The 3,719-nt window shown below is 68.4% G+C and carries 6 protein-coding genes; 4 read left to right on the forward strand and 2 right to left on the reverse strand.

Annotation, left to right across the window (positions count from 1 at the left end):
* Together AC3XYG_RS26295 and AC3XYG_RS26300 are read right to left on the reverse strand one after the other, a co-directional pair.
* Nucleotides 1-272: hypothetical protein (locus AC3XYG_RS26295; protein WP_489142831.1), on the reverse strand; the 272-nt coding region annotated here is incomplete at its 3' end.
* A 179-nt stretch (nt 273-451) separates the two neighbouring features.
* Nucleotides 452-1,369: a LysR family transcriptional regulator gene (locus tag AC3XYG_RS26300; protein ID WP_489142832.1), complete on the reverse strand. Its 918-nt coding sequence runs from the start codon at nt 1,367-1,369 to the stop codon at nt 452-454.
* A 107-nt stretch (nt 1,370-1,476) separates the two neighbouring features.
* On the opposite strand from AC3XYG_RS26300, the gene AC3XYG_RS26305 reads away from it, so the two are divergent.
* The 4 genes from AC3XYG_RS26305 to AC3XYG_RS26320 form a co-directional block, all read left to right on the forward strand.
* Complete coding sequence (locus tag AC3XYG_RS26305) at nt 1,477-2,271, forward strand: DJ-1/PfpI family protein (protein ID WP_489142833.1); 795 nt, start codon at nt 1,477-1,479, stop codon at nt 2,269-2,271.
* A gap of 127 nt (nt 2,272-2,398) precedes the next feature.
* Nucleotides 2,399-2,548: a hypothetical protein gene (locus AC3XYG_RS26310; protein WP_489142834.1), complete on the forward strand. Its 150-nt coding sequence runs from the start codon at nt 2,399-2,401 to the stop codon at nt 2,546-2,548.
* Between the two features lie 6 nt (nt 2,549-2,554).
* Entirely contained in the window at nt 2,555-3,355 is an 801-nt protein-coding gene (locus AC3XYG_RS26315; protein ID WP_489142835.1) for an endonuclease/exonuclease/phosphatase family protein, read from the forward strand.
* Between the two features lie 109 nt (nt 3,356-3,464).
* Nucleotides 3,465-3,719: calcium-binding protein (locus tag AC3XYG_RS26320; protein ID WP_489142836.1), on the forward strand; the 255-nt coding region annotated here is incomplete at its 3' end.

Below are 3,719 nucleotides of genomic sequence, written 5' to 3' on the forward strand. Positions count from 1 at the left end.
GTGGTCTCGGTGTCGAGGCATTCGACCATATCGGCCTCCTGCAGCCGCACCGCCAGCCCGACCCGGATCCCGGGGATCCGCGCCGGGTCGATCGCGGGGAAGGCGCGCTCCACCGCGGCGACCGCCAGGTCCCGGCGCCGGTCCAGTTCGGCGCGGATCCCCGGGATCCGGGTCGGGCTGGCGGTGCGGCTGCAGGAGGCCGATATGGTCGAATGCCTCGACACCGAGACCACCCGCATCGTCGCCGACCGCCTCTGCCGCTCCCTCGGCATCGAGACCTGCCTCCGGTATCGGGACGACGACGCTCCCGACACGGGGTAACGGGCCGGATGATGGGCCGGGACCACCCACTCCCCGGGGAGACCCTTGCGGGAGTGGCAACACAACGTTCCGTTCTACGGATTGTCCCGTGGACCGCGCGGTTCGGCCGCAACGCGACCGCGGCGACCGGTCAGGCCGGCGGCCGGATGCCCGAGACCTCCCGGGCCACGTCGGCGATCAGGGATCGCAGCCAGCGATGGGCCGGGTCGTTGCGGTAGCGGACATGCCAGGCCATCTCCACCGGGAAGGTGCCGAGATCGACCGGTGTCGGCAGGATCTTCAGCCGGGTGTCATGGCCCAGCCGGCGGCAGATCAGGCTGGGCAGGATGGCGCAGTAATCTGTCGCCGCGACCATCTCGGGAATGGCCAGGAGATGCGATACCGAGACGGCGACGTCGCGTTTCAGCCCCTGCTGTTCCAGCGCCTGGAACAGGCCGACGCGCAGCCGGCGTGGCGGCTGCATGTTCACATGCTTCAGGCGCTCATACTGCTCGCGGGTGATGCTGTTGGACACCTCCGGATGGTCGGCCCGGACGACGCAGGCGAGGCCGTCATCCATCAGGTGCTGGACGACGAGAGTGTCCGGTGCGCCGACGATACGGCCCAGCGCCATGGCGGTCGTGCCGGAGACGACCCCGGACTCGACCAGATCGTCGCCGAACGGCGTGAGGCGCAGCTTGATGCCGGGGGCCGCCTTGCGCAGCCGCGCGGCGATCGCCGGCACCAGCACGAATTCGACGTAGCTGTTCGGCGCGATGGTCACCAGCCGCTCGGCCTGCGCCGGATCGAACTCCTGCTGGCCGACCACCGCCTCGTCGATCTTCGCCAGCGCCGCGGCGATCACCGGTGCCAAATCCTCGGCCACCTGTGTCGGCTGTATGCCGTAGCGCTCGCGGATGAACAGCGGGTCGCGCAGCGTCACCCGCAGCCGCGCCAGCGCGTTCGACAAAGCGGGCTGGGTCATGCCCAGCCGCTGCGCGGCGCGGGTCACGCTGCGCTCCTCCATCAGGGCGACGAAGACGGGCAGGAGATTGAGGTCATAGCGCATAAGTTATAATGACATCTATATATCTGAAATCATAGAAATAAACTTCTGCAATATGTGGGGTGAGGGCATCTTCTGCTCATCGGAAAACGAGCCAACCCACGGAGACGATGATGAGCAAGCAGAAGGTTCTGGTGATCGGTTCCAACGCCACCCGGATCGAGGTCCAGGGCGGCGGCACCGGTGCCACCGGCCAGTATCTCAACGAGACCGTGGTGCCTGTCCTGGCGCTGATCGAAGCGGGCTATGAGGTGGTGCTGGCCACGCCGGACGGCACCAAGCCGCATATCGACGCGGCCTCGGACAAGGTCTCGCATTTCGGCGGCGACCAGGCTGCCTATGACAGGGCCAAGGCCTTCTATGCCGACGACCCCGCGATGAACCGGGTGCGCACGCTGCGCGCGGTGATCGAAGAGGGGCTGGACACTTATGCCGGCGTGTTCGTGCCCGGCGGCCAGGCGCCGGTGGTCGATCTGATGCAGGACCGCGATCTGGGTGAGATCCTGCGGCACTTCCACGAGCGGGCAAAGCCGACAGCGCTGCTGTGCCACGGTCCGGTGGCGGTGGTCGCGGCGATGCCGCATGCGCGAGAGTTCCGCGCCGCGCTGATCGCCGGCGTCCCCGCCAAGGCGGCCGAATGGGCCGAGGGATGGCAGTATGCCGGCTACCGGATGACGGTGTTCTCCAGCACCGAGGAGAAGGTGGTCGAGGATCACATCCTGCACGCCAGGATGTACTTCAACATGGTCGATGCGCTGGGGGCCGCCGGCGGCGAGGTTGTCGTCACCAAGGTCGATTTCGAGCCGCATGTGATCGAGGACCGCGAGCTCATCACCGGCCAGAATCCGGGGTCGGATCATGCGCTGGCGGCGAAGCTGGTGGCGGCGCTGGGCCGCAGGCCCTGAGGCATCCGGCGACCGGCGGGTGCGCGTTGCCGGCACCCGCCGGCCTTGCTAGCCTCCGGCCATGGCCAGCTGGTCCGATCTTGGATGCGAAGACTGCCGGAAGGGCATCCTCACCGGCAATTCCGGCATGCCCCGCCCCGTGGCGACGAGCATCGCCGCCCATGCGCATCTGCGCCGCTGCCCGTCCTGCGGGTCCTGGTGGATCGAGAATGAGCGGGAGGCGCATGTGATCGCCGAGGACGAGGCCCGCGCCACCTTCCCCGATCATTTCCGGTGAACCGCGATGCGGATCCTGTGCCTGAACGGCTGGGGCGGCACGCTGCATGACGACCTGGACCGCTACCTCCGGGAGACGGTGCCCGACGTGCTGTGCCTGCAGGAGGTTGTGCACACGCCGGCGACGCGGGCAGACTGGCTGACCTATCGCGACGGCGACCATGTCCTGCCGCAGCGGGCGAATTTCTTCCGCGATGTCTGCGCCGCCCTGCCGGACCACATGGCGGTGTTCTGCCCGGCGGCGCAGGGCGTGCTGTGGGACGGGGGCGCCGCCATCCCGTCCTCTTGGGGTCTCGCCACCTTCATCCGGGCGGATCTGCCGGTGATCGCCCAGGCGCAGGGCTTCGTCCACAAGGCGTTCTCGCCCGACGGCTATGGCGAGCATCCGCGGCCGCGCAACGCGCATGTTGTCCGGCTGTATGACGGCGAGCGCGGTGCGCCGGTCACCATCGCGCATATGCACGGGCTGCGGGACCTCCGCGGCAAGGCGGACACGCCGGAGCGCCTGGCGCAGGCCCGCCGCTTCGCCGGGCTGATCGAGGCCGTGGCCGAGCCGGGCGACCGCCTGGTTGCCTGCGGCGACTTCAATGTCGAGCCGGACAGCGGGACCTTCGCGGTGCTGGCCGAACTGGGCCTGCGCGACCTCGTCACCGGTCGCGGCTTTGCCGGCACCCGGTCGTCGCATTACCGCAAGCCCGGCCGGTTCGCCGACTACATGCTGGTCAACGACGCCGTCGAAATCGTGTCGTTCCAGGTGGTGGCGCAGCCGGAGGTGTCGGACCACCGGCCGCTTTTGCTTAAAATTTGAACCGTAGTCGCATCTGGCACCATCGTTCGGTCCCGTCTGGACCTAACGGCCTATGCGGCCTTCGGGCATAGTCCCGGCGGTTGCGCCCATCCGGCAGAAGGAGCGTTCCATGTCACTGCTCATCACCGGCACCGATGGCAACGACATCCTCACCGGGTTCGACCCGGGTGATGCGAACAATCCAGACGGGATCGAGACTATCAGCGGCGGCCTGGGCGACGACACACTCTCCGGGCTCGGCGGCAATGACACCCTCGACGGCGGCGCCGGCAACGACGTGCTCAGCGGCGGCGACGGCGACGACCTGCTGATCGGCGGCGGCGGTGGCGACAATATCAACGGCGGCGCCGGCATCGACACGGTG

Source organism: Inquilinus sp., assembly GCF_057815775.1.